Annotated in this window: 17 protein-coding genes; 10 read left to right on the top strand and 7 right to left on the bottom strand. The window is 57.5% G+C overall.

From position 1 onward, the window contains the following. Positions 1-40 precede the first annotated feature (40 nt). The 3 genes from DUD43_RS01075 to DUD43_RS01085 all read left to right on the top strand — a co-directional run bounded on the left by DUD43_RS01075 (position 41) and on the right by DUD43_RS01085 (position 4,901). A complete protein-coding gene (locus DUD43_RS01075) occupies positions 41-1,039 on the top strand; it encodes a TAXI family TRAP transporter solute-binding subunit (protein WP_153228788.1) in 999 nt (332 codons plus the stop codon). A 180-nt stretch (positions 1,040-1,219) separates the two neighbouring features. Continuing rightward, entirely contained in the window at positions 1,220-3,874 is a 2,655-nt protein-coding gene (locus DUD43_RS01080; protein ID WP_153228789.1) for a TRAP transporter permease, read from the top strand. 100 nt (positions 3,875-3,974) lie between these two features. Next, on the top strand, positions 3,975-4,901 hold the full coding sequence (locus tag DUD43_RS01085; RefSeq protein ID WP_153228790.1) for a pseudouridine synthase: 927 nt from the start codon (positions 3,975-3,977) through the stop codon (positions 4,899-4,901). 102 nt (positions 4,902-5,003) lie between these two features. On the opposite strand, the gene DUD43_RS01090 is transcribed toward DUD43_RS01085, so the two are convergent. The 6 genes from DUD43_RS01090 to DUD43_RS01115 all read right to left on the bottom strand — a co-directional run bounded on the left by DUD43_RS01090 (position 5,004) and on the right by DUD43_RS01115 (position 10,598). After that, the gene (locus DUD43_RS01090) at positions 5,004-5,993 is read right to left on the bottom strand and encodes an asparaginase (RefSeq protein WP_153228791.1); all 990 of its coding nucleotides are present in this window, start codon (positions 5,991-5,993) and stop codon (positions 5,004-5,006) included. Positions 5,994-6,059: 66 nt separating this feature from the next. Next, positions 6,060-6,743: an ABC transporter permease gene (locus tag DUD43_RS01095; RefSeq protein ID WP_153228792.1), complete on the bottom strand. Its 684-nt coding sequence runs from the start codon at positions 6,741-6,743 to the stop codon at positions 6,060-6,062. Next, on the bottom strand, positions 6,740-7,453 hold the full coding sequence (locus DUD43_RS01100) for an ABC transporter permease (RefSeq protein WP_153228793.1): 714 nt from the start codon (positions 7,451-7,453) through the stop codon (positions 6,740-6,742). The genes DUD43_RS01095 and DUD43_RS01100 overlap by 4 nt, the downstream gene beginning before the upstream one ends. A gap of 18 nt (positions 7,454-7,471) precedes the next feature. Further along, positions 7,472-8,281, bottom strand: coding sequence for a transporter substrate-binding domain-containing protein (locus tag DUD43_RS01105; protein ID WP_153228794.1), 810 nt, complete (start codon positions 8,279-8,281; stop codon positions 7,472-7,474). A gap of 89 nt (positions 8,282-8,370) precedes the next feature. Continuing rightward, positions 8,371-9,150 (bottom strand): ABC transporter ATP-binding protein, encoded by a 780-nt coding sequence (locus DUD43_RS01110; protein WP_009460150.1) that lies wholly within the window; start codon positions 9,148-9,150, stop codon positions 8,371-8,373. Positions 9,151-9,308: 158 nt separating this feature from the next. Further along, positions 9,309-10,598 (bottom strand): Glu/Leu/Phe/Val family dehydrogenase, encoded by a 1,290-nt coding sequence (locus DUD43_RS01115; RefSeq protein WP_153228795.1) that lies wholly within the window; start codon positions 10,596-10,598, stop codon positions 9,309-9,311. 193 nt (positions 10,599-10,791) lie between these two features. Between DUD43_RS01115 and DUD43_RS01120 the strand changes: the two genes are divergently transcribed. Both DUD43_RS01120 and DUD43_RS01125 read left to right on the top strand, forming a co-directional pair. Next, positions 10,792-11,496 carry a YggS family pyridoxal phosphate-dependent enzyme gene (locus DUD43_RS01120; RefSeq protein WP_194273481.1) on the top strand — a complete coding sequence of 235 codons (705 nt, stop codon included), beginning with the start codon at positions 10,792-10,794 and terminating at the stop codon, positions 11,494-11,496. A 134-nt stretch (positions 11,497-11,630) separates the two neighbouring features. After that, a complete protein-coding gene (locus DUD43_RS01125; RefSeq protein ID WP_153228797.1) occupies positions 11,631-12,599 on the top strand; it encodes a Bug family tripartite tricarboxylate transporter substrate binding protein in 969 nt (322 codons plus the stop codon). 29 nt (positions 12,600-12,628) lie between these two features. Here DUD43_RS01125 and DUD43_RS01130 read toward each other — a convergent pair whose 3' ends face one another. Beyond that, entirely contained in the window at positions 12,629-13,315 is a 687-nt protein-coding gene (locus DUD43_RS01130) for a Crp/Fnr family transcriptional regulator (protein WP_153228798.1), read from the bottom strand. A gap of 175 nt (positions 13,316-13,490) precedes the next feature. Here DUD43_RS01130 and DUD43_RS01135 point away from each other — a divergent pair, with 175 nt between their 5' ends. From DUD43_RS01135 to DUD43_RS01155, 5 genes are all read left to right on the top strand, one after another. Next, on the top strand, positions 13,491-15,458 hold the full coding sequence (locus tag DUD43_RS01135; protein WP_153228799.1) for an AMP-dependent synthetase/ligase: 1,968 nt from the start codon (positions 13,491-13,493) through the stop codon (positions 15,456-15,458). 14 nt (positions 15,459-15,472) lie between these two features. Beyond that, positions 15,473-16,258 carry an ABC transporter ATP-binding protein gene (locus DUD43_RS01140; RefSeq protein ID WP_009460135.1) on the top strand — a complete coding sequence of 262 codons (786 nt, stop codon included), beginning with the start codon at positions 15,473-15,475 and terminating at the stop codon, positions 16,256-16,258. 11 nt (positions 16,259-16,269) lie between these two features. Beyond that, on the top strand, positions 16,270-17,199 hold the full coding sequence (locus DUD43_RS01145) for a branched-chain amino acid ABC transporter permease (RefSeq protein WP_153228800.1): 930 nt from the start codon (positions 16,270-16,272) through the stop codon (positions 17,197-17,199). Between the two features lie 12 nt (positions 17,200-17,211). Further along, complete coding sequence (locus tag DUD43_RS01150; RefSeq protein WP_009460133.1) at positions 17,212-18,276, top strand: branched-chain amino acid ABC transporter permease; 1,065 nt, start codon at positions 17,212-17,214, stop codon at positions 18,274-18,276. 137 nt (positions 18,277-18,413) lie between these two features. Then, positions 18,414-19,682 (top strand): ABC transporter substrate-binding protein, encoded by a 1,269-nt coding sequence (locus DUD43_RS01155; RefSeq protein WP_409049750.1) that lies wholly within the window; start codon positions 18,414-18,416, stop codon positions 19,680-19,682. Positions 19,683-19,703: the final 21 nt, after the last annotated feature.

Consider the following 19,703-nt stretch of genomic DNA (forward strand, 5'->3'; position numbering starts at 1 on the left):
CGGCTATACAAACAGGGGAGACCCCATGGGAGACACAAAGATGGAACACATTAGCAAAAAAACAGGCAGGAAAACGGTGTGGGCGCTTAGTGCAACAGCGGCTATGTGCGCCATGTTGCTCAGCCCCTTGCCTGCCAGCGCCCAGCAGAAGTTTGTCAGTATCGGGACGGGTGGTGTAACCGGGGTGTATTACGCGGCGGGTGGCGCCATTTGCCGTCTGGTGAATAAAGATCGTGGTACTGACGGTGTGCGTTGCTCGGTGGAATCCACGGGCGGTTCGGTCTTTAACGTCAATACCATCAAAGCGGGCGAGCTGGACCTGGGCGTGGTGCAGTCTGATGTGGGCTACAACGCGTATAACGGTGAAGGCCAGTTCAAGGATGGCGGGGCTTACAAGAAGCTGCGCTCGGTATTCTCCATTCACCCGGAGCCCTTTACTGTGCTGTCTCGCAAAGAGGCCAATGTCAGCAAGTTTGACGACTTCAAGGGCAAGCGTTTTAACGTAGGCAATCCGGGTTCGGGCACGCGAGCTTCCATGGATCAGTTGCTGCAGGCCATGGGACTGGATGCCAGCTTTTTCTCGCTGGCCTCGGAGCTGCGCCCGGATGAGCACGGCCCGGCATTGTGTGATGGAAAGATTGACGGCTTTATTTATGGCGTAGGCCATCCTTCGGCCAACATCCAGGATCCCACCACCTCTTGCGGCGCCAAGCTGGTGCCTCTGACCGGTCCTGCGGTGGACAAGCTGGTCGAGACTTATCCCTACTATGCCAAGGTCGCGATTCCTGGCGGCCTATACCCCAACAATCCTGACGACGTCCAGACCTATGGTGTTCTGGCGACCTTTGTGACATCCGAGGATGTGCCCGAAGAGTCCGTCTACAACGTCGTCAAGGCGGTGTTCGACAACTTTGATGACTTCAAACGTCTGCATCCTGCACTGGCGAATCTGAAGAAAGAGGACATGGTCAAAAATGGCCTGTCTGCTCCTTTGCACAAAGGGGCTGAAAAGTACTTCAAGGAAAAAGGACTGCTGTAAGACAGTCTGATTGACACCAGGCTGGCTGTGCCAGCCTGGCCGCAAGTGTCATGGCCATAGCTGTGGCCTTGCCTCTGGTCTGGAGGTCCTGGGCTGCCCGGCTCAGGTAGATCGGGTGCTTTGCTGACGGTGTCGGCGGTGCCGGTGCTCCACGCCAGGTTTTCCTGGAGACAAATGTAAATGACACAACAAGAACATAAAAAAACGGGGCCGGACATCGCCCTGACACAGGATGAGACGGCAGAACTGGAAAAACTGGTTGCCGATGTCGATCGTGGTGGCCGTTCTGTGGCGGGTGCCGCAGGCATGGTTTTGTTTTTGGCTGCAATAGGCTGGTCCTTGTTTCAGCTTTGGTATGCCTCTCCGCTGCCGTTTGCCCTGAATTTGGGCATTTTCAATGACACTGAAGCGCGTGCCCTGCATTTGGGCATCGCCATGTTTTTGGCTTATCTGGCTTTCCCTGCCCGCAAGCAGTCCGCGCGGGACAGAATTCCGATTCACGACTGGTTGTTGGCCCTGATCGCGGCCTTTTGCGGCTCGTACTTGTTCTTTTTCTATAAAGAACTGGCGACTCGCCCCGGTATCCCCACCACGATGGATGTGGTGGTGGCCAGTATGGGTCTGGTGTTGCTGCTGGAGGCGACGCGGCGCTCTTTGGGCGCGCCCATGGCGGTGCTGGCGATTGTTTTTATTGCTTATATTTTTCTGGGTCCCTGGCTGCCCGATGCCTTGTCTCACCGGGGTGCGTCCTTGCAGCGCCTGGTCTCGCATATGTGGCTGACCACGGAGGGCGTATACGGGGTTGCTCTGGGCGTGTCGGTCTCGTATATCTTTATTTTTGTACTGCTTGGTTCCTTGCTGGATCGCTGCGGGGCGGGCAATTACATGATGCAGGTTTCGTTTGCCTTGCTGGGGCATTTGCGGGGTGGGCCGGCCAAAGTTGCCGTGGTCTCCTCGGCCGTGAACGGGATTGTGTCGGCTTCTTCCGTCGCCAATGTGGTGACGGGCGGTATTTTTACTATTCCCTTGATGAAGAAAGCAGGCTACGGCGGTATTCGGGCCGGGGCGATTGAAACAGCCTCGTCCGTCAATGGTCAGATCATGCCGCCCGTCATGGGGGCGGCTGCCTTTTTGATGATTGAATATGTAGGCATCCCATATACCGACATCATTCGGCATGCCTTGCTGCCTGCGGTCATTTCATACATCGCACTATTTTATATCGTGCATCTGGAAGCGCTGAAGTTGGGTATTCAGCCCATGATGGCGTCGGGCAAGCCCAAGACCTTTACCCAGAAACTGGCGGGCTGGGGCATGGGTACCGCCGGCACCTTGATTGTGATGGGCCTGGTTTACTGGATAGGTGTTGGAGTTCAGGCAGTAGCGGGTGATGCGGCGATCTGGATTTTGCTGCTTTTGCTGCTGGTGCTGTATGTGTTCTTGCTGAAAGTGGCTGCAGATCACGAGGATCTGCCCACCGACATTAATGTGAAGACGCCGGTGCGCCCTGAGCCTTGGCCTACCGTACGTGCCGGTTTGTATTTCCTGATTCCGATCGGTATTTTGGTGTGGTGTCTGACAGTAGAGGTGATGTCTGCTGGTCTGTCGGCTTTCTGGGCTGTAATGGCCATGTTGTTTCAGATGGCCACACAGCGTCCCATCATCGCCTGGTTCCGCAAGCAGGCAACGGCTCAACCGCTGCGCCAGGGTGTCAGTGAGGTCTGGACAGGACTGCAGGAAGGCGCCCGCAATATGGTGGGTATCGGGATTGCCTGCGGGACAGCAGGCTTGATTGTGGGAGCCATTACCCTGACAGGTCTGGGCCTGCGCATGACAGCTTTTGTGGAGCTGGTCTCCATGGGCAATGTGCTGGTGATGCTGTTCTTTACCGCCGCCGTGTGCCTGGTTTTGGGTTTGGGCATGCCCACCACCGCCAACTACATTCTGATGGCGACACTGATGGCACCCGTCGTGGTGGAGCTGGGGGCGCAAAGCGGAATGGTAATCCCGCTGATTGCAGTCCACATGTTCGTGTTCTATTACGGGATCATGGCGGATATTACGCCGCCTGTGGGGTTAGCTACCTTTGCAGCCGCTGCCATTTCAGGGGAGGACCCGATCAAGACCGGGGTGCAGGGCGTCACTTATGCCATGCGTACGGCGGTGCTGCCCTTCATGTTCATCTTCAACCCCATGCTCTTGTTGATCGGCATACACAGTGTCTGGGAGTTGGTCCTGGTCGTGGTGGGCGCAACCGTGGCCTCTTTGGCATTTGCGGCGGCAACAATGGGCTGGTTGCGTATCAAAACCAGTTGGCTGGAGACGATCTTGCTGTTGCTGGTCACGTTCATGCTGTTCCGTCCGGACTGGTTCATGGACCATGTCAGCGAGAAGTATCAAAGCCGTCCCGCCTCCGAGTTGATGCAGGTGGTGCAGAACACGCCGGACGGGGGCAATCTGGTGGTGCAACTGGCCGGGATGAACCTGGAAGGCAAGGATTTGCAGAAAACGGTTGCCGTTTCTCTGCCAGCCTTGCCGGAAGGAGATCAGGCGACGGGACTGGCCGCGGCCAGCAAACGCCTTTCTTTGGCAGGTCTGACGGTCATGGCCTTTGGAGACACGGCTCAAGTGGCATCGGTTGCCTTTGGCAGTTCGGCACGCAGAGGGGGATGGGAGCAGGGTTGGGATATCCAGCAGGTTAAAGTGCCGCATCCCGATCGTCCATCCGAGTTCTGGGTGTTTCTTCCAGCATTCCTGATTCTGGTCTGGTTGTGGACAAGGCAGGGTGTGCGGATGCGGCGTGCTTTGCCTGCACACGGTGCTGCCCAAACCTGATCTCAAGCGCCAGCCGCCCCTGTGGCGGCTGGTAGTACACTGATGGCCCTGGATTTCAGGCCCGCTGCGCAAGCGGGCCGTTTTCTGTTTGGCTTTTGTGATGACATCTATTCGTTCTCTCCCACCCCTGGCGTCTCGTGATGGGGTCAGCCCCAGCAAAGTATGGTGTCCGCGTGGTTCGTGGCGCCTGCTGGAAGAGTTCTTGCTGGAACGCTTCCCCCATGTCAGCCCCGAGGTTCTGCTGGAGAGACTGGCCCGTGGCGACATTCTGGACCAGGACGGAGTCCGCCAACAGCCCGGCTCGCCTTATCAGGCGGAGCGTTGGCTATGGTATTTCCGTATGGTGGAAAACGAAGCAGTGGTGCCGTTTGAGATGCCTGTTCTTTACAAGGATGAGCGTTTGATTGCGGTGGATAAACCGCATTTCCTGGCAACGACGCCGGGTGGTCGTTATTTGTCCGAAACCGCCTTGACTCGTTTGCGCCGTGATTTTGGAGAGGATGACATCAGTCCTATTCACAGGCTGGACCGGGAAACAGCGGGAATCTTGCTGTTTTGCCGTGATCCTGCGTCTCGTGGTGCGTACCAGTCTCTGTTTCAGCAGGGCGAGATCGAGAAGGAATATGAAGCCGTCGCGCCGTTTCAAGAGAAACTGGCGAATGGACTACTGTACAGCAGTCGCATGAAAGAGGTGCCGGGGCGTTTTGTAATGGAAGAGGTGGCCGGAGAACCGAATAGCAGCACCGAGATCGTGTGCGAGCGCCAATGGCATACCGAGCAGGGACAGCATTTGGCGCTGTATCGCTTGCGTCCTCAAAGTGGTCGCAAACATCAATTGCGGGTGCATCTAAGCAGCCTGGGGGCGCCCATCGTCAATGATGTGTTCTATCCCGAGCTGTTGCCGGAGCGCGATGCGGATGACTTTAGCCAACCGTTGCAGTTACTGGCCCGACATATTGCATTTGTAGACCCCGTAACGGGTCAGCCACGGCGTTTCAGCAGTCGGCGACAGTTGGAGTTGGCGTAGTGGCGATAGGGTCTGTGCATAGTGGGCTGCCAATGACGAGTCGACAGCTCAAGCCCGGATCTTGATTCGGTCTGGCCGTTGAAGACTCATCATGATCACGACTTAGTAATCGCGAAAAATACCCTCAATCTCGTCGTGTTCCAGTTTGCTTGCCAGACACAGCATCAACAAGATCCGGGCTTTTTGTGCGGGCAGATAATGCGCAGCGATTGTGTGGTGATCTTCATCGTAGGCGCTGTCTGTCACAGGCCCTGCATGGATACGCGAAGCCCGAACACATACCACGCCCAGTCTGTGCGCCCGGCTGACGCCTTCTAGCGCACCGGGAGTCAGGCTGCCGTTCCCGGTTGCCGCCACCACAATGCCTTGCACACCACTTTGCGCGGCATGGCGGTAGAGCTCTGCCAAGGTGTCGGGATGATCGTAGAAGACCTGGACTTTAGGCAGACTGTGCAAGGAACGTACATCGAACAGACTGCTGTGCGTATGGGGCAGCAGAGTACGCATCATGAAGCGCGGCTGGCCGCCTGCAACCAGGCCCAAGGGGCCAGCATCGGGCGAGCCGAAGGCACTGGTTTGTGTCGTGTGTTGTTTGCTCAGGAAGCGCGCACTGTGGATTTGATCATTCAGCAAGACCAGTACGCCTTGATCCTGTGCCAGGGAAGAGCAGGCTACCTGGACGGCCTGATACAGGTTCAGTGGTCCGTCCGCACTCAGGGCCGAGGCGGGGCGCATGGCAGCCACCATCACCACGGGCTTGTCGGTTTTCAGGGTCAGGTGCAGGAAAAAAGCGCTTTCTTCCAGCGTGTCGGTGCCGTGAGTGATCACGGCTCCATTGATATCCGGCCTGGCCAACAGCTCATTGAGCTTGTGCGACAGCTCCAGCAGCATCAGCGAGCCCATCGCCCGGCTGTCCACATTGAAAACCTGATGACATTCCAGATCAGCCAGCTCGGTAATGCCGGGTACGGCCTGCAACAGCGTTTGCACGCCCTGGGTGATGTCGTAATCAGTCAGGCCAGTATTGGACTGAGTAGTGGCGGCGATGGTGCCGCCTGTGCCCACCAGGGCCAGTTTGGGGCGTGTCGGCATGAGAGTGTTCCGCGTCCAGTAGTAGCGCTATGGGGTGCGGAGAGACTGCTTCAGGATAACGCCGCGTTAACGGCGTACTTTCAGCCAGCGCTCGATCAGGTGCACCACCGACAGCAAAGTAAAGTTGATCAGCAGGTACAGCAAACCTGCAATAACAAAGGTCTCGATGATGGCGTAGTTCTGGTTCATCAAGCGCTTGGCATGGCCGGTCAGGTCCATGACGGCAATGGTCGAAGCCAGACTGGTGCCTTTAATCGCCAGCACAATTTCATTGCTATAGGCGGGCAGGGCCTGGCGGATTGCCAAGGGGAAGGCCACGCGGTGAAACCGTGTCCAGGCGGACATGCCTATGGATTTGGCCGCTTCAATCTGGCCCACTGGCACTGCCTGGAAACCGCCACGGAATACTTCGCTGACGTAGGCGCCACTGTTCAGGCCAATGGCCAGAATCGCGCAGCGCATGCCGTCGCTGAACAGCCACCACAGAGTGGGTGATTCCTTTACAAAACTCAGAGTGCCCACGCCGTAGTACAGCAGGAACAGTTGCACCAGCAGGGGGGTGCCGCGAAACAGGGTGCTGTAGCTAAAGGCAAAGCTGCGCAGGGCGCGGCTATTGGACTGGCGCATCAAGGCAAGCGACAGGCCAATGAATAGCGAGAGCACAATGCCCCACAGACCGATATACACACTCAAGCCAAACCCTTTGAACAGGGTTTCGACAGTGGTCTTGAATAATTCCAGATCAATCATGCCCGGGCTCTCATGCCTTTGCCGGTGTAACGTTCGGCCAGCAAAAACAGGGCCTGACTACAGGCGCCAATCAGAAAATAAAGCACGCCTGCAATCAGATACATGGCCATGGGTTCGCGCGTGTTGGCGGCACCCAGGGTCGCGGCACGCATGATCTCGACCAGACCCACCAGGGAGATCAGAGCCGTGTCTTTCAGTGCGGTTTGCCAGACGTTATTGGCACCCGGCAGGGCGTACCAGAACATTTGCGGCAGGATAATGCGGCGCAGGCGCTGCCAGGGGGACATGCCAATGGCTTTGGCGGCCTCGATCTGGCCTTCGGGAATGGCTTGCAAGGCACCGCGAAACACTTCCACGCTGTAAGAGCCTGCAATCAGGCCAATGGCCAGAATGCCGACCAGCGCGGGGAACCAGCGCGTCATCACATCTTCCATGCGCATGAAATCGGCCAGGTCGGAGACGACTTGGACCGAGCCAAAGAACAGCAGGTAGATGATGAGCAGCTCGGGGATACTGCGAACAACCGTGGTGTACAGGCTAACGGGGCCACGCAGCCAGCGTGGCCCGTTGGTCTTGATGCTGGCTCCTGTAATCCCAATGACTACGCCAAGGGCCATGCCCAAAACGGAGATCAGCAAGGTCATTGCTGCTCCGCGAAGGAACATCCAGCCCCAGCCTTCGCGCAGCACATTAAAAATGGTCTCTAGCATCAAGTGGTACTTCTCGACTTATTTCTTGCAGATCTCGTAGTTGGCGATGTCGATGTCAAACCACTTTTCGCTGGCGGTCTTGACGGTGCCATCGTCGATCAGCTTGCACAGGGCAGCGTCAACCTTGGCTTTCAGCTCTGCATTGTCTTTGTGAATACCGACGGCAATGCCATAACCCAGGGTTTCAGGGTCGGAAGAGCCCTTGATGACCAGCTTGGACAGGGCAAAGTTCTGCTCGCCAACCTTGTGCAGGAACTTGGACTGGGAAGTCAGGTCGGCAAAGGTGCCGTTCAGACGACCGGCGTCCAGATCGATTTGCATCTGGTCCAGAGTCTCGTAGTTCTTGACGGTGGTCTTGGGGGCTTTCTTGGACAGGAAAGCGCCGTGAGTGGTGCCACCTTGAACGCCAATGGTTTTGCCAGCCAGGCCATCAAAAATAGCTTGTTCGTTGTCCGCGCCAACCAGATCGCTGTTCTTGGGCAGAACGAAAATGGCGTCTTCAACAGCGTAAGGAATACTGAAGTTTACGCGCTTGGCACGCTCGGGGGTGTAGGACATGCCCGAGATGATCAGGTCAAAGCGCTTGGCATCCAGCGAAGGGATCAGGCTGTCAAAGGCTTGCACGATGAATTTGCAGTCGCTGTTCAGCTCCTTGCACAGGGCAGCGCCCACGTCGGCGTCAAAGCCGGTGACCTTACCGGCTGCGTCCACCATGCTCCATGGTGGGTAACCGCCTTCGGTACCGATTTTCAGGGTGTCTGCCATTGCAGCCTGGGAGCCCAACAGGGCCAGGCTGGCACAGATCAGGGTCTTGCTGAGGAAACTCATGGTCTGGCTCTCCTTTGTGGATAGGCTGGTGAGGGCCGTATTAGCCCTGCTGGTTTTCCAGCCTGTGTCGTATTCACGAAGCGATGATCTTACTGCATTGGTTGTAGAAACTGCTGTAGACGCTCGGATTGTGGCCTATCGAACAGGTCTTTGGGGTGGCCACGTTCTTCAATCAGGCCGTTGTGCATGAAAATGGTCTCGGAAGACACGTCACGCGCAAAATTCATTTCGTGGGTGACCAGGATCATGGTGCGGCCTTCCTGGGCCAGCTGGCGAATCACGCGCAGCACTTCGCCCACCATTTCCGGGTCCAGCGCCGAGGTCGGCTCGTCAAACAACAGGACATCCGGGTCCATGGCCAGTGCACGGGCAATAGCCACGCGTTGCTGCTGGCCGCCGGACAGCTCGGCCGGGTAGGCATCGCACTTATTGCTCAGACCCACCTTGCCCAGCAGTTCGCGGGCGTACTCAGCCGCTTCACGGGCCGGGCGGCCTTTGACGTGGATGGGGCCTTCGGTGACGTTTTGCAGCACCGTGCGGTGCGACCACAGATTGAAGTTCTGAAACACCATCCCCAAGCGGGCGCGGACTTGTTCCAGCAGGCGCGGATTGTCCGTCTGGCAAATGCCCTTGCGATTGCGATGGCTGCGCAAAATGTCATTGCCGATCTGGATTTCGCCCTGATCGGGGACGACCAGGTGGTTAATACAGCGCAGCAGGGTACTTTTGCCCGAGCCGGAGGCTCCAATAATGGAGAGCACATCGCCCTTGTGAGCTTGCAGGGAAATGCCCTTGAGCACCTCGTTGGTGCCAAAGCGTTTGTGGATGTCGCGTACCTGGACCGCCGCGTTCAGGTCATTGTTATTCACAGCAACGTCCTTGCGGTCAAAGAGAAAGGGGGTAAGGGTTTCATACGGGTGTCATATCCTGGATGCCCGATTCTACCGCTTTCCCCCTGTTTTTTTTGCACAAGCGCTGTATTTTGCTCATAAAAAGCGGCATAAACCGAGTACGCCGCCTTACGAGCTTAAGGATACAGGCCGCGTACCTGACGAGATTCCAGAATGCGGGCGCAACCCACAATAAAGGCAGCCGTACGCAAGGTGACGTTGTGCTCTTTGGCAACCGCCGCCACCGTGGTGTAGGCCGAGCGCATCATCATTTCCAGACGGTTGTTGATCTCGTCCTCGGTCCAGAAGAAGCTGGAGAAGTCCTGGACCCACTCGAAGTAGGACACGGTCACGCCACCGGCGTTGGCCACTACGTCCGGAACAATGGTCACGCCCTTGTCGTTCAGGATGTCGTCGGCTTCAGGAGTGGTGGGGCCGTTGGCGCCTTCGATCACAATGCGGGCGCGGATGCGATCGGCATTGTTCTTGTTGATCTGGCCTTCCAGTGCGGCCGGGATCAGCAGATCGGTTTCGACATGCCAGAAGTCTTCGTTGGAAATGGCCTCGGCATTGGGTGCCCCGGCCAGACCTTTGTGCTGCTCCATGTGGTTCAGCAAGGCCAGCACGTCCAGACCGTTGGGGTTGTACACCGTGCCGGTGTGATCCTGTACGGCCAGCACCTTGGCACCGGCTTCCTGGAACAGGCGGGCGGCGGTGCCACCTACGTTACCGAAGCCTTGCACAATGACGCGGGCGCCATTCAGGTCGATACCGGCGTCGCGGGCCGCTTCACAACCTACGGTAAACACGCCGCGGCCGGTGGCTTCCACACGGCCTAGGCTGCCGCCCAGGGACACGGGTTTGCCGGTGACCACGCCAGTGCTGGTGCCGCCCACATTCATGGAGTAGGTGTCCATCATCCAGGCCATGGTCTGGGCGTTGGTGTTCACGTCCGGTGCAGGAATATCCTTGTTGGGGCCGATGATCACGCCAATCTCGCTGGTGTAGCGGCGGGTGATGCGCTCCAGTTCAGCCTGGGAGTGGTTGCGCGGGTCAATACGAATACCGCCCTTGGCACCGCCAAATGGCAGGTTCACGGCAGCCGATTTGATCGACATCCAGGCAGCCAGCGCCATCACTTCGGACAGGGTGACGTCCTGGTGGTAGCGCACGCCGCCCTTGCCTGGGCCACGGGAAGTATTGTGCTGAACGCGATAGCCCTCGAAGTGGGCCACAGTGCCGTTATCCAGTTCAATGGGTACGTCGACAATCAGCGTGCGCTTGGGGCGCTTGAGTGTTTCAACCCATCGGGACAGTTTGCCCAGATACGGAGTGACTCGCTCCACTTGTTCGAGATAAATACCCCACGGGCCGACGTCGTCGGCGTTCAGGTATGACGGCAAAGCATGGGTGGGACGATCTGTCATGAGCTCCTCGATAAGGTTGGGGAAACGGGATACGAGTACACAGTGAAGACGCAAAATGCGCACAGACGCAGAACCTGGCAAACACGCTGTGGATTGGCTTAGCGGTGGCCGTGTGCAACAGTTATGCTATCGGAAATGGCCGCTGTTGTGTTTGCAGCGTTTGCGATGGTTTTATCTGGGTGCTGGTGCATTGATGGCTTCTTCTGACTCTTCCCTTTCTGGTCGCTTGGCGCAGTTGCGTCAACGCATCGAACAGGCTTGCTTGCAGGCCGGCCGCCCTGCTGATGCGGTGGCTCTTTTACCGGTAAGCAAAACCTTTCCTGTGCCCGTGCTGGCTCAAGCCCTGGATTTGGGCCTGTCACGAATGGGCGAGAACAAGGTTCAGGAGATTCGGGACAAGCAGGCAGAGCTGGCCGATCGCGCGGTGCAGTGGGTGATGATAGGCCATCTGCAGAGCAATAAGGCCAAAGAGATCGCACGTTTAGCCAGCGAAGTACAGTCTTTGGACCGTTTGTCGTTGGCTCAGGCGCTGGATCGGCATCTGCAAACCGAGCAGCGTAGCCTGGATGTGCTGATCCAGGTCAAGACTTCGCCGGAGCCCAGCAAGTTTGGTTTGGCACCGGAGCAATTACCTGCCTTCATGCAGTCCTTGCGCTCGCTGGATACCTTGAATGTGCGTGGTTTGATGACCATGGCCGTCAATAGCGAAGACCCCCAGGCGGTACGCGCCTGCTTTGCTACTCTGCGCCAGTGGCGCGATCGCCTGGTGGAGTTGGGCTATGAACAGGTGCAAGGCCTGTCCATGGGCATGAGCGGGGATTTCGAGCTGGCGATTCAGGAAGGCTCTACCGAAGTTCGGGTCGGCTCGGCCCTGTTTGGCGCACGCGATTACCACTAATCGATATCAGCATCGTTACTAATGCCCTGCGCAGGGCTGTCCGCGCATAATGTCTCTGCGCATCCCGGACGGGATGCTTAATACTTAAAAAGAATAGCGCCACAAGCGCTGTCTGCACGCATGGAGGAGACATCATGCATTGGAAGAGCTTTGGAGCCGGTGTGCTGTTGCTAAGCGCCAGCCTGACAGGAACGGCGATGGCAGCAGACTGGCCCCAGTCTGCCGTGACTTGGGTAGTGCCCTATCCCGCAGGGGGCGGTTCAGATGTGATTGCCCGATTGGTCGCCAAGCAATTGGAAAGCAGCCTGGGCCAGACGCTGATTGTGGAAAACAAACCGGGGGCGGCCACCATTATTGGCGCAACCTACGTCAGCAACGCCAAGCCGGACGGCTATACCGTAGGAACGGCCGATTCAGGTACGTTGGCGTTCAACTCCTCCCTGTACAGCAAGCTGCAATACGATCCGGCGGCCTTCACGTATGTGGGCGGTCTGGCTCGTTTTCCCCTGATGCTGGCGGTGCCACAAGAGTCTCCGTACAAGACGGTGGCGGATTTGCTGGAAGCCGCTCGTAAACAGCCTGAAAAACTGACGTCCTCGTCCGCTGGCAGTGGGTCCCCACACCATCTGGCGCTGGAAATGTTCAAGCAGCGCACGGACACCAAGATCGTGCACGTGCCCTACAAGGGTGCCGCCCCTGCCATTCAGGATTTGTTAGGTGGTCAGGTGGATATGTCTTTTGTGGACTCCGCGGCAGCACTGTCCAACATCAAGGCAGGCAAACTGCGGGTGCTGGCCGTTGCCACGCCTGAGCGCAGTGGTTTGTTGCCTGACGTGCCCACCATGGCCGAAGCCGGTATTGCCGACTTCTACGCCTATGCTTGGCAGGGCATCGTGGGGCCACCCAAGATGGATGAAGCGGCCCGTCAACGCTTGAGCCAGGATTTGATGCAGGCCCTGAAAACGCCTGAACTGGACCAGCGCATACGCGAGATGGGTGTAGAGCCCATGCCCATGACGCCCGATGAATTCCAGGCCTATGCCCAGCGTGAACGCGCTGAATGGGCCACGGTTATCGAGCGTGCAGGCATCCGTATGGATTGACGGTGATGCGGCCCATAGTGGCCGCATAATCAGGCGGCATACTCATCGCCGTAACGTTTCAGGCCGTCCAGGTCCAGCACCTGGACGCCACCATACTTGATCAGCAACAGCCCTTCGTTTTCCAGTTGACGCAGGGCCTGGTTGGCACGCTGGCGCGACACCCGCGCCAGGTAGCCGATTTCTTCCTGGGTAATGTCCAGGCGCAGACCTTTTCCGGGGTAGAGCAGCGGGTTGAACAGCTCTGCCAGACAACGTGCCACGCGGGCATCGGGCGTAGACAGGCTGTTGTATTCCGCCTTGCCGATAAATTGCGCCACACGTTCATTGAGCTGATGCAGGAGGTAGCGGTTGAAAGCAATGCTCTGGTCCAGCAAATCGTTAAAACTGTGCAGGGGCAAGCGGGCCACCTGGCTGTCGCGCAAGGCCACCACATCGTATTTGCGTTCTTCGTTTTTCAGCAAAGAGCCTTCGCCTATCCAGCCACCGGCAGGCACCCCGGTCATGGAGGCAATCTTGCCTTCGGAATTTCCCACCGACACCTTGAGCAAACCCGAGAGCACGCCGATCCATGCGGTGGCGCGTTCTCCCTTGCGTTCGACGATGGCTCCGGCCTCGTATGCGGTGATCAGTGTGTCGCGGCGGACACGCTCTTGCAGCTCGGGCGTCAACAGGCGAAACCAGGCGGCTCGCTCGGATAAAGCATCTACAACAAGCATGAGGATTAACCCTCGATAAAGGTCGAATGTCATGTCCGTGACAATCTTCGGGACGGGCAGCCGATAACTTGATTAATAACAGGCTGCAAATAGCTTGAAGGCAGAACATCAGCCTTCTGCCGCAATCATAAGCAGCCTCCTGGACCATAACAAGCCGGGAAAATTCGGAGGAGACATGGTTGTGCGGATGGATAAAGAGCAGGTAGCGGGTTTACCCGGCACCTTCCCAGCCTGGATAGAACACCATGCCCAGGTGCGCGGCAACAAAGTTGCCATGCGCGAAAAAGACCTGGGAATCTGGCAGACCTGGACGTGGCAGGAGCTGGCTGAACAGGCCGAGCAACTGGCTGCGGGCCTGGCCGGGCTGGGTGTCAAGGACGGTCAGCACGTCGCGGTGATCGGTGAAAACCGCCCGCGCCTGTATCTGGCCATGATGGCGGCGCAAATGCTGGGCGCCGTACCCGTGCCGCTGTATCAGGATGCGGTGGCCCAGGAAATGCTGCACGTCTTGCTGGATGCCAGCATACGCGTGGCCGTGGTCGAGGATCAGGAACAGGTCGACAAGCTGCTGGAAGTCTGGGACCAGTGCCCCGATCTGGATGCGCTGATTTATGACGATCCACGCGGTCTGCGCAACTATCAGCAAGAACAGCTGCAATACATCGAACAGGTCATGGAGCAGGGGCGCTTGCAATTGGCGCGTGATCCGGACTGTGTGCGTCGTATCTGGAAGGCCATTACGCCTGAGCATGCTGCTGCCATGTTCTACACCTCCGGTACCACCGGCAAGCCCAAGGGCGTGGTCTTGACCCACGGCGCTCTGGTGGATCGCGGTCTGGCTATTCAGGAGCTGGAGTCGCTGACCGATGCCGAGGAAGTGCTGGCTTACCTGCCTCCCGCCTGGATCGGGCAGAACATGTTTTCCTATACGCAGTTCCTGGTCACAGGCTTTACGGTGAATCACCCCGAGTCGCCCGAAACCGTGTCCATCGACCTGCACGACATAGGCCCAACCTATTACTTTGCTCCTCCCCGCGTGCTGGAAGGCTTGCTGACGCAAGTGACCATTCGCATGGAAGATGCCGGTGCCCTGAAGCGTGGCTTGTACAAGCGCTTTATGGCTTTGGCGCACCGCGTGGGTGTGCAGATTCTGGACAAGCGCCCCGGCGTGGGGATGTGGGATCGCCTGTGCTATGGCCTGGGCAATATCCTGATCTACGGCCCCTTGCGTAATGCCCTGGGTATGAGCCGCGTGCGTGTGGCCTATACCGCCGGTGAAGCCATTGGCCCCGATCTGTTCGACTTTTACCGCTCCATTGGCATCAACCTGAAGCAGCTTTACGGCGCTACCGAAACCTCGGTATTCGTTTGTGTTCAGGAAGATGGCCATGTGCGTGCCGACACCGTAGGCCCACCTGTGAAAGGCGTGGAAATCCGCGTGGCTGATAACGGTGAAATCCAGGTGCGCAGCCCCGGTTTGTTCAAGGAGTACTACCGCAATCCCGAGTCCACCGCCGAGTCCTTTACCGAGGACGGCTGGTATCACACGGGTGATGCCGGGTATCTGGACACGGATGGTCAGTTAAAGATCATCGACCGTGCCAAGGACGTGGGCAAATTGGCCGATGGCTCCTTGTTTGCACCCAAGTACATCGAGAACAAGCTCAAGTTCTTCCCCTTCGTCAAAGAAGCCGTGGCTTTTGGTGACGGCCAGGAAGAGGTGTGTGCCTTTATCAATATTGATCTGGAAGCCGTGGGCAACTGGGCCGAGCGTCGCAACCTGCCCTATGCCGGTTACACCGACCTGGCGGGCAAACCCGAGGTTTACGCCTTGATTCGCGATTGCGTGGCGCAGGTTAACGAGGATCTGGCCAACGATCCCAAGCTGGCCGGTTCGCGCATCAATGCCTTCCTGATTCTGCACAAGGAGCTGGACCCGGATGACGATGAACTGACCCGTACCCGCAAAGTACGTCGCGGCTTTATCGCGCAAAAGTACAAGGTTCTGGTCGACGCCCTGTTCAACGGCTTGGACAGGCAGTTTGTGGAGACAGAAGTGAAGTTTGAGGATGGGCGCAGCGGTCGCATTTCGGCAGACCTGCACATTGAGCGCATGACAGACGTAGCAGCAAGGAGCGCATGATGAGTGAGGCGCAAATGCCGGGCCGTCGCATTGGCCCAGTGGTACTGGATTTGAAGAATATTTCGCTGTCCTTTGGGGGTGTGAAAGCACTGACCGATATCTCGTTCAACATTCGTGAACACGAGATCCGCTCCATCATCGGCCCGAACGGTGCAGGCAAAAGCTCCATGCTGAACGTCATCAACGGCGTGTATGCACCACAACAAGGCGAGATTGTCTTGCGGGACCAGAGTTATGCACGCATGAACTCGCGTCACACGGCAGAGCAGGGCATTGCCCGTACCTTCCAGAACCTGGCGCTGTTCAAGGGCATGAGTGTGCTGGACAACATCATGACCGGCCGCAATCTGCATATGAAAAGCGGGGTGTTTGCCCAGGCTTTCCGACTGGGCGGTGCCGAGCGTGAAGAGATTCGCAACCGTGAATACGTGGAAGGCATCATCGACTTTCTGGAGATCCAGGCCTATCGCAAAACGCCGGTAGGACGCCTGCCTTACGGCCTGCAAAAACGGGTTGACCTGGGCCGGGCGCTGGCGATGCAACCGAGCATTCTGCTGCTTGATGAGCCCATGGCGGGCATGAACATCGAAGAAAAGCAGGATATGTGCCGTTTCATTCTGGATGTGAACGAAGAGTACGGCACCACGATTGTTTTGATTGAACACGATATGGGTGTGGTCATGGATATTTCGGACCGTGTGGTGGTCCTGGACTATGGCAAGAAAATTGGTGACGGAGTACCGGACGAAGTACGACAAAACCCGGACGTCATCCGCGCCTATCTTGGCGCTGGCCATTGAGGGGAACGGACATGGCATTTTTTCTTGAAACTTTGCTGGGCGGGCTGATGAGCGGGATGTTGTACGCCCTGGTCGCGCTGGGCTTTGTCCTGATCTTCAAAGCATCGGGTGTCTTTAACTTTGCACAGGGTGCAATGGTGCTGGTGGCTGCATTGGCCATGGCCCGTCTGTCCCAGTGGATTCCGCAGTTGCTGGGCATGGAGCCTGGCATTTTGGGCAATGTGCTGGCTTTCATCGTCTCGGCCATCTTGATGTTTGTGCTGGCTGTCGTGATTGAACGCTGGGTGTTGCGTTATCTGGTCAACCAGGAAGGCACAACCTTGCTGATGGCCACCATCGGTATCAGCTACCTGCTCGATGGCCTGGGCCAGATCGTGTTTGGCAGTTCCGTGTACTCCATTGACGTGGGCATGCCCAAAGACCCGGCTTTCATTCTGGAATCCGTGTTTGAAGGCGGTGTGCTGGTCAGCCTGGAAGACCTGAGTTCAGCCGTGGTTGCGGCCCTGCTGGTTGTAGCCCTGGCTATCTTCTTCCAATACACCAGCGTGGGCCGTGCCCTGCGGGCGGTGGCGGACGATCACCAGGCAGCGCAATCCATTGGTATTCCTTTGAACCGTATCTGGGTTGTGGTCTGGACCGTGGCCGGTTTGGTGGCTCTGGTGGCGGGCATTATCTGGGGCTCCAAATACGGGGTGCAGTTCACCTTGTCGACCGCAGCGCTGCGCGCCTTGCCGGTGGTGATTCTGGGTGGTCTGACGTCGGTGCCCGGCGCCATTGTGGGCGGCCTGATTATCGGTGTGGGCGAGAAGGTGTCCGAGGTTTACCTGGGCCCTTATGTAGGTGGCGGCATCGAGATCTGGTTTGCTTATGTGCTGGCCCTGGTGTTCCTGCTGTTCCGACCACAAGGTCTGTTCGGCGAGAAGATTATTGATCGCGTCTGAGGTGGAGTCGATATGATTTACCGCGAAAATGGTCAGTTCAAAAGCAGCTATCGGGCTGACCAGCAGATTTTTCCCATCCGCCAGGATCGCTATGTGGTGTTGGGCTTGTTGCTGGTGGCATTCCTGCTGGTGCCAGCCATGGCATCCAACTACTTCCTGCAAGCCATTCTGATCCCCTTTCTGATCCTGTCCCTGGCAGCGATTGGCCTGAACATTCTGGTGGGCTATTGCGGCCAGATTTCCATCGGTTCGGGTGCCTTCATGGCTGTGGGCGCCTACGCCGCCTGGAACTTTGGTGTTCGTATTCCGGAGCTGCCACTGGTCTTGCAGATCCTGCTGGGCGGTGTGTTCGCCACCTTGGTGGGTGTGGCTTTCGGTATCCCCAGCTTGCGTATCCGGGGCTTGTACCTGGCCGTCACGACCCTGGCCGCACAGTTTTTTGTGGATTGGGCTTTCCTGCGTATCGCCTTCTTCACGAACTACTCGCCCTCGGGCAACGTGTCGGTGCCAGCCTTGAGCGCCTTTGGTTTGCCAGTTCAAACCCCCATGCAGAAGTACTTGTTCGTGCTGATCTTTGTGGTGGTGTTTGCCTTGCTGGCCAAGAACCTGGTGCGTGGCGCGATTGGTCGCCAATGGATGGCGATTCGTGACATGGACGTGGCCGCTGAGGTGATTGGTATCCGCCCGGTTTACGCCAAGCTCACGGCCTTTGCCGTCAGCTCCTTCATCATCGGTGTGGCCGGTGCCTTGTGGGCCTTTGTGCACCTGGGTTCCTGGGAGCCGCTCGCCTTTGACCTGAACCGTTCCTTGCAGTTGCTGTTCATTGTGATCATCGGTGGTCTGGGCTCGATTGTGGGCAGTTTCTTTGGTGCCGCTTTCATGGTTCTGCTGCCCGTGTTCCTGACCAACGTACCGCACTGGTTCGGTGTGTCCATTGGCGTGGATACCGCCTCGCACATTGAGCACATGGTGTTCGGTGCCCTGATCGTATTTTTCTTGATTGTGGAGCCGCACGGTTTGGCTCGACTCTGGAGTATTGGTAAGGAAAAGCTGCGTTTGTGGCCCTTCCCCCATTAATAGCAGGTAGGCAGTTCATTACAACAACAGCCCCGCCAATCGGGACGGGGTACTTAGACAAATGGTACTTATCGGAGGACCAGGAGATGACAACACGACTGAAACGCGCTGTGCTCGGTTTGAGTGCTTGCGCTGCAATGTTGACCATGAGTACAGCCGCTGTGGCAGCCGAGGAACAGTACATTCCCCTGCTGACCTACCGCACCGGCTCGTTTGCCCCACTGGGTATCCCATGGGCGGACGGCAAGCTGGACTATCTGGCTTTGGTCAATGAACGTGATGGCGGTGTGAATGGCGTCAAGCTGGCATACGAAGAGTGTGAAACGGCGTATGCCACGGACCGCGGCGTAGAGTGCTACGAGCGCATGAAAGGCAAGAACGGCGGCGCTTCGGGTTTTGATACCCAGTCCACGGGCATTACCTTCGCGCTGACCGACAAGGCCTTTGTCGATGGCGTCACCATTGAAACCATGGGCTACGGTCTGTCGCACTCGGCTAACGGTGCGGTGTTCGAGTGGAACTTTCCGCTGCTGGGCACCTACTGGACGGCGGCTGACGTCATGATCCAGGACATCGCCAAGCAAGTGGGCGAGGACAAGCTGAAAGATCAGCGCATTGCTCTGGTCTACCACGACTCGCCTTACGGTAAAGAGCCTATCGCCCTGTTGCAGGCACGTGCCAAAGAGCAAGGCTTCAAGCTGGATCTGTACCCTGTGACCGCTCCTGGCGTGGAACAAAAATCCACCTGGCTGCAAGTGCGTAAAAACCGTCCTGACTTCGTCCTGCTGTGGAGCGCCGGGATCATGACGCCCACTGCCATTCGTGAGGCGCAGGCCGTGGGTTACCCACGTGACAAGATCTACGGTATCTGGTGGGCAGCGTCCGAGAGTGATGTGGTCGATCTGGGCCAGACCGCCAAGGGCTACAAGGGCATCACCATTCACAACAGTGCCGAGGACGGTCCAGTGCATGACGCTGTGCGCGAGATGCACGCCAAAGGCAAAGGCGCGGAAAACGGTGACAAGTACGTCGGCACTCTGGCTCACACCCGCGGCATGATGATTTCCATGATGCAGGTTGAAGCGATCCGCACCGCACAAGAGAAGTTCGGTAAAGGTCAGCACATGACTCCCGAGCAAGTGCGCTGGGGCTTCGAGAACCTGAATCTGGACGAAGCTCGTCTGAAAGAGCTGGGCTTTGAAGGCATCATGCGTCCCGTCAAAACCTCGTGCAACAACCACATGGGTGATGACTGGGCCCGTATTGTGCAGTGGGACGGCAGCAAGTTTGAAGTCGTGTCCGACTGGTATCAGTCCGACAAGAAATATGTCGATCCTTTAGTCAAGGAAATGTCGGCTAAATACGCCGCCGAGAAGAAAATTACGCCTCGCACCTGCGAAGGCTAAACCCAGGCGCCCAGGGTTCGC

The organism is Alcaligenes faecalis, from assembly GCF_009497775.1.
In the GTDB taxonomy this organism is placed as follows: Bacteria; Pseudomonadota; Gammaproteobacteria; order Burkholderiales; family Burkholderiaceae_B; genus Alcaligenes; species Alcaligenes faecalis_D.